The sequence below is a fragment of the Gluconacetobacter johannae genome (assembly GCF_014174305.1).
GTDB lineage: Bacteria > Pseudomonadota > Alphaproteobacteria > Acetobacterales > Acetobacteraceae > Gluconacetobacter > Gluconacetobacter johannae.
The window spans coordinates 111,944-118,140 of sequence record NZ_JABEQH010000013.1 but is presented as its reverse complement, the minus strand read 5'-3'; the positions used below and the strand labels follow the sequence as shown (position 1 = coordinate 118,140).

The window sequence follows — 6,197 nt, the reverse complement described above, 5'->3', positions numbered from 1 at the left end:
GATGGCGCTGTATCGCCGGGTGTTCATGACGGACAACCGCTGGACCTTCCTGATCGACGGCACGGCGCGGGCGGGGATCGAGGCCGCGCTGGTGTCGCTGGTCGAGCCGGGGGCGCGGCTGCTGGTCGTGCGGGCCGGGCGGTTCGGCCTGCTGCTGTCGGAAATTGCCCAGCGCATCGGCGCGGACATCCGCACCCTCGACATCCCGTGGGGCGAGGTCGCGACCCCGGCGCAGATCGAGGCGGCGATCGTCGCCCACCAGCCGCAGGTCTTCGCCTGTATCCATGGCGATACCTCGACCACCATGGCGCAGCCGCTGGACGGCGTGGGCGAGATCTGCCGGCGGCATGGCGTGCTGTCCTATGTCGATGCCACCGCGACCCTGGGCGGCATGGCGGTGGCGACCGATGGCTGGGGCGTGGACGTGGTCACCGGGGGCCTGCAGAAATGCATGGGCGGCCCGCCGGGCTCGTCGCCGATCACCATCTCGGACCGCGCGGCGGCCCACATCATGGCGCGCCGGCATGTCGAGGCCGGGATTCGCGATGACGATGCCGAAGATGGCGGGCGGGCGCGGATCGGGTCGAACTATTTCGACCTGGCGATGATTATGGAATACTGGTCGGACAGGCGCCTGAACCATCATACCGAGGCCACCAGCATGCTGTATGGCGCGCGCGAGGCGGCGCGGATCGTGCTGGAGGAAGGGCTGGAGGCGCGCTTCGCCCGGCATCGCGCGGCCAGCCGGGCGATGGTGGCGGGCCTGCGGGCGACGGGCCTCGTGGTCTATGGGCAGGACGCCTGCCGGATGACCAACGTCACCGGCGTGCATATTCCCGACGGCGTGGACGGCGAGCGGGTGCGGGCGCGGATGCGCGCGGATTTCGAGATCGAGATCGGCACCGCCTTCGGGCCGCTGGCCGGCCGGATCTGGCGCATCGGCGCCATGGGCTACAATGCCATGAAGCACAAGGTGCTGCTGACGCTGGGCGCGCTGGAGGCCGTGCTGCGCCAGGAGGGCCACCCCCTGGCCTCCGGCGCCGCCGTCGATGCCGCGCGCGCCACATACGAGGATCTGTGACGGACATGGCCCCCACCGATTCCTATCCGCGCGACCTGATCGGCTATGCCGGGCGGCCGCCGGACCCGCACTGGCCCGGCGCGGCCCGGATCGCCGTCCAGTTCGTCATCAATTACGAGGAAGGGGCCGAAAATTCGGTCCTGCACGGCGACGCCGGGTCCGAGGCCTTCCTGTCCGAGATGGTGGGCGCGCACTCCATCCCCGGCGCGCGGGCCATCGCGATGGAAAGCCTGTATGAATACGGCGCCCGCGCCGGGTTCTGGCGCCTGCACCGGCTGTTCACCGAACGGTCCGTGCCCGTCACGATCTTCGGCGTCGCGGCGGCGATGGCGCGCAACCCCGTCGCGGTGGCGGCGATGCGGGATGCGGGATGGGAAATCGCCAGCCACGGTCTGCGCTGGATCGACTACCAGCACGTGCCCGAGGAACTGGAGCGCGAGCATATCCGCCAGTGCATCGCCCTGCATGCCGAACTGACCGGGTCGCGCCCGCTGGGCTGGTACCAGGGACGCACCAGCCCGAACACGGCCCGCCTGGTCGCCGAGGAAGGGGGCTTCGTCTACGACGCGGATTCCTATGCCGACGATCTGCCCTATTACGACCGCCGGCACGGGCGGGCGCAACTGGTCGTGCCCTATACGCTGGATGCGAACGACATGCGCTTCGTCGCGCTGAACGGCTTCACCGAGGGCGAGCAGTTCTTCCGCTACCTGCGCGACACGTTCGACGCGCTGTACGAAGAAGGCGCGGCGTCGCCCAAGATGATGTCCATCGGCCTGCATTGTCGCGTTGCCGGCCGGCCGGGCCGGGCACGGGCGGTCGCCCGTTTCCTGGACCATGTCCTGGCGCGGGAGGGCGTGTGGATCGCCACCCGCCTGGACATCGCCCGTCACTGGCTGAAGGTGCACCCCGCATGAGCCCCCGGACGACCGACATCATGGATCGGGTCAATACCCTGGACACCGAACGGTTCGTAGCCCTGTTCGGGCCGTTGTTCGAGCATTCGCCCTGGGTGGCGGAGCGCGCCGCGTCCCTGCGGCCCTTCGCCGGGCCGGAGGCGATGCTGGCGACGATGAAGGCGGTGGTGGATCGCGCGAGCGGGGCCGAGAAACTGGCGCTGGTGCGCGCGCATCCGGAGCTGGCGCGCCGGGCGGGGCTTGATCCGACATTGACGCAGGCTTCGGCCGCCGAGCAGGCGTCGGCCGGGCTGGACCGGCTGAGCACGCAGGAATATGCCCGGTTCAACCAGTTGAACGACGCCTATGCCGCGCGGTTCGCCATGCCGTTCGTGATCTGCGTGCGCCTGTCGGACAAGGCTTTCATCCTGTCGGAAATGGAGCGCCGCGTCGCCCATACGCCCGATGAGGAACTGGATACCGCGCTGGTCGAGATCGGCAAGATCGGCGGGCTGCGGCTGGCGGACATCCTGGCGGAACTGGAGCGCGCGGCATGATAACCCTGTCCAGCCACGTCCTGGATCTGGTGTCCGGCCGGCCCGCGGCCGGCATGGAGATCGCCCTGTGGCAGGGGGAGGCCTGCCTGTTCAGCGGCTGCACGAACGCGGACGGGCGCTGCCCGGACCTGGCAAAGCTGGGCGGGCTGGCGCCGGGCCGCTATCGGCTGGAATTTTCGGTGGCGGCCTATTTCCGGGGGCAGGGCGTCGCCCAGAGCGACCCGCCCTTTCTGGATATCGTGCCGATCGCCTTCGGGGTCGCGGCGCCGGGCGCGGACGGGAAGGGCGGACACTACCATGTGCCGCTGCTGGTCTCGCCCTACGGGTTTTCCACCTACCGGGGAAGTTGAACCGGTCGTGAAACGGCAAAACGCGCGACTGGACTGATCCAGCCACGCGTTTCGGTAACCCCATCCCGCCGGCCCATCGGGCCGGCGGAGTGGATCATACCAACTTTCCGCAAGACTGACGCATGGGATGTCCCCGCCAAGGGCGTTGCCCTTGACCCACCAAAGGGCAGTCGCCCTTTGGAAACCCATTCGTTATCAAACGATTGGGGTGCAGGGCCTCAGGCCCTGCCGGGTCCAGGGCAGAGCCCTGGTTATACGTCAATCCCAAGGCGGCTTGGTATCAGACCAGCTTCTGCTTCAGCGCGGCCGTCAGTTCCCGCGTTCCGGCGGTGCCGCCCAGGTCGCGGGTCCGGACTTCGCCGGTGGTGATGACGGATTTGATCGCGCCGTCGATACGGGCGGCAAGGTCCTGGCGGCCCACATGCTGCAGCATCATGTTCGCGGCCATCAGCAGGGCCAGCGGGTTGGCCAGGTTCTTGCCGGCGATATCCGGGGCGGAACCGTGGACGGCCTCGAACACCGCCGCCTTCTCGCCGATATTGGCGCCCGGCGCCATGCCCAGGCCGCCGACCAGGCCGGCCGTCAGGTCGGACAGGATGTCGCCGAACAGGTTGGTGGTCACGATCACGTCGAACTGCCACGGGTCGATGACCAGCTGCATGGCGCAGGCATCGACGATGCGCTCGTTCACCTCGACGCGGCCTTCATATTCCTTCGCGACCTTGCGGCCTTCTTCCAGGAACAGGCCGGTCAGCAGCTTCAGGATGTTGGCCTTGTGGACCAGCGTCACCTTCTTGCGGTTGTTCTTGACCGCGTATTCGAAGGCGAAGCGGACGATGCGGTTGCATTCGGCGCGCGAGTTGTAGCCGGCGCCCGTGGCGATGCCGTGCGGGTCGTCACCGACGGGGATGTAGCTTTCCATCGCCGCGTAATACCCCTCGAGGTTTTCACGGACGAGGACGAGGTCGATATTTTCGAAGCGGCCGCCGGGCACGATCGTGTGCGTCGGGCGGAGATTGGCGTAGAGGCCGAACTCCTGCCGCAGTGTGACGTTGATCGACTTGAAGCCGCCGCCGACCGGCGTGGTCAGCGGCCCCTTGAGCGCGAGGCCGGTGCGATGGATGCTCTCGATCGTCTGGGCAGGCAGCGGATTGCCGGTGGCGTCGACGGCCGCCATGCCGGCAAGCTGGCGGTCCCAGTCGAACGGGGCGCCGACCGCGTCCAGGATCTCGATGACGGATTCGACGATCTCGGGGCCGATCCCGTCGCCGGGAATCAGGGTGGCCGGGATGTTTTTTTCTGCAGCGGACATTGTGGAACGTCTCCCTCTGTGCAGGGTCTTTGACAGGGTGCGCGCCGGCGTCGGACTACCTGGTCGCGAGGCAGAGCAGCCGTGTCGGAACCCGTATGGTCCTAGGCCCGTGACCGGCATGTGACAATTCCACAGCCCCCCGGCACGGCCGCTTTCGCAGTCACATTATCCGGCGCTGTCACACGGCAAGCGGGGCGCAGGCTGCCCGCAGCCACGTCTGTCCGGCGCTGTCCAGATGTGGCGCGATCTCTTCACAAACCCGTGCATGATAGGCGTCGAGCCATGACCGCTCGCCCTCGGTGAGAAGCGTGACGTCGATCAGCCGGCGGTCGAAGGGCGCCAGGGTCAGCGTCTCGAATTCCAGGAAGGCCCGGCCGGGGGCGCCCACGGATGCCGGACGCGCCAGCAGCAGGTTTTCCAGCCGGATACCGAATGCGCCGGGACGATAGTACCCGGGTTCGTCCGACAGGATCATCCCGGCCTCGATCGCCACCGGGCGGTATACCGCCGAAATCGAGGCCGGCCCTTCGTGAACCGACAGATAGCTGCCGATGCCGTGGCCGGTGCCGTGATCGTAATCCAGCCCCGCCTGCCACAGGGCATAGCGGGCCAGCGCATCCAGCGCGTGCCCCGTGACCCCGACCGGGAAGCGGGCCTGCGCCAGCGCGATATGCCCCTTGAGCACCCGCGTGAACGGCCCGCGCACGTCATCGGGTCCCGCGCCCGCGCCGGTCCAGATCGTGCGCGTGACATCGGTGGTGCCGAAGGGGTACTGACCGCCGCTGTCGATCAGATAGACCTCGTTCGCGCCGATCGTGCGGTTGCTCTCCGGCGTGACGCGGTAATGGATGACCGCCCCGTTGGGGCCGGCGCCGGAAATGGCGGGAAAGCTTTCCTCGCGATAATCGGGGCTGGCGGCGCGGCAGGACTCCAGCCGGCCGGCGGCCTCCAGTTCGCCCTGGCCCACGCCTGCCTGGTCCAGCCAGTGCAGGAAACGGCACAGCGCCACGCCGTCCTGCATATGGGCGCGCCGCGCGCCGTCCTGCTCGACCTCGTTCTTGACCGCCTTCGGCACCACGCACGGATCGCCGCCCCGCACCACCGTGGCGCCCGCCGCCTGGACCGTCTGGATGAACCAGATGGCGGTGCCGACGGGATCGATCCGCACCCGTCGGCCGGTCAGCGCCGCCAGCGCCGTTTCCAGCCGGTCGGGGGGTATGATGGACACCTGTGGCCCCAGCCACGCGCGGGTGTCGGGCGGCACGCGCGCCGGGTCGATGAACAGGTCCAGCCGTGCATCGGCATGCAGGATGGCAAACGCCAGGCAGACCGGAATGTAGGGAATGTCGCCGCCGCGGATGTTCAGCAGCCATGCGATCGAGGTCGGATCGCCCAGAATGACCGCGTCCTGGCCCTCGGCCTTCAGCATGCCGGCGATCCGCTCCCGCTTCGCCGCGCTGTCGACCCCCGCATAGGCCAGCGGGTGGGGAAGGCAAGATGTGGCCGGGGCGGCGGGACGGTCGGTCCAGACCTGGTCCACGGGGTTGGCGGCCAGCGGAACCAGCATCAGGCCGGCGTCCAGGAAGGGCTGGAGCCCCGCCTCGCCGACCAGCCTGGGGTCGTAGCCGATGCGCTTGCCCGCGCCGCCGTTGGCCGCCAGCCAGCGGGCGGGGGGCGTGTCGCGGATATGCAGGCGGGACCACAGCGCGCCGTCGACCTGCTGGTCCATCTGCGTGATGTAGCGGCCGTCGGAAAACACGGCGGATGGCCCGTCCCGCTGGACCACGGCCAGGCCGGCGCTGCCGGTGAAGCCGGTCAGCCAGGCCAGCCGTTCGGCGTTTGGCGCGACATATTCGCCCAGATGTTCGTCGCCGCGCGGCAGGACGAAGCCATCGACTTTCATCTGGGTCAACGCCGTGCACAGGGCAGCCAGGCGGGAGGCAGAGTCCGTCATGTCATCGTCCTTTATCATTAAAAGACAGCGTTTTATCCGGCTATATT

General features: G+C 68.6%; 6 protein-coding genes. 4 read left to right on the top strand and 2 right to left on the bottom strand.

What is annotated here, in order from left to right:
* The 4 genes from HLH21_RS10960 to uraH all read left to right on the top strand — a co-directional run.
* A partial coding sequence (locus tag HLH21_RS10960) for a pyridoxal-phosphate-dependent aminotransferase family protein (RefSeq protein ID WP_182943790.1) occupies positions 1 to 1,081 on the top strand: 1,081 nt, incomplete at its 5' end.
* A 5-nt stretch (positions 1,082 to 1,086) separates the two neighbouring features.
* Positions 1,087 to 1,998: an allantoinase PuuE gene (gene puuE, locus HLH21_RS10955; protein ID WP_182943789.1), complete on the top strand. Its 912-nt coding sequence runs from the start codon at positions 1,087 to 1,089 to the stop codon at positions 1,996 to 1,998.
* Positions 1,995 to 2,534: a 2-oxo-4-hydroxy-4-carboxy-5-ureidoimidazoline decarboxylase gene (gene uraD / locus HLH21_RS10950; RefSeq protein ID WP_246379603.1), complete on the top strand. Its 540-nt coding sequence runs from the start codon at positions 1,995 to 1,997 to the stop codon at positions 2,532 to 2,534. Before puuE ends, uraD begins: the two co-directional genes overlap by 4 nt.
* Complete coding sequence (gene uraH, locus HLH21_RS10945; protein ID WP_182943788.1) at positions 2,531 to 2,884, top strand: hydroxyisourate hydrolase; 354 nt, start codon at positions 2,531 to 2,533, stop codon at positions 2,882 to 2,884. The genes uraD and uraH overlap by 4 nt, the downstream gene beginning before the upstream one ends.
* A gap of 280 nt (positions 2,885 to 3,164) precedes the next feature.
* Here the strand turns inward: uraH and HLH21_RS10940 are convergent, their stop codons facing one another.
* Both HLH21_RS10940 and HLH21_RS10935 read right to left on the bottom strand, forming a co-directional pair.
* Entirely contained in the window at positions 3,165 to 4,196 is a 1,032-nt protein-coding gene (locus HLH21_RS10940) for an isocitrate/isopropylmalate dehydrogenase family protein (RefSeq protein WP_182943787.1), read from the bottom strand.
* A gap of 178 nt (positions 4,197 to 4,374) precedes the next feature.
* On the bottom strand, positions 4,375 to 6,150 hold the full coding sequence (locus HLH21_RS10935; protein WP_182943786.1) for an aminopeptidase P family protein: 1,776 nt from the start codon (positions 6,148 to 6,150) through the stop codon (positions 4,375 to 4,377).
* Positions 6,151 to 6,197: the final 47 nt, after the last annotated feature.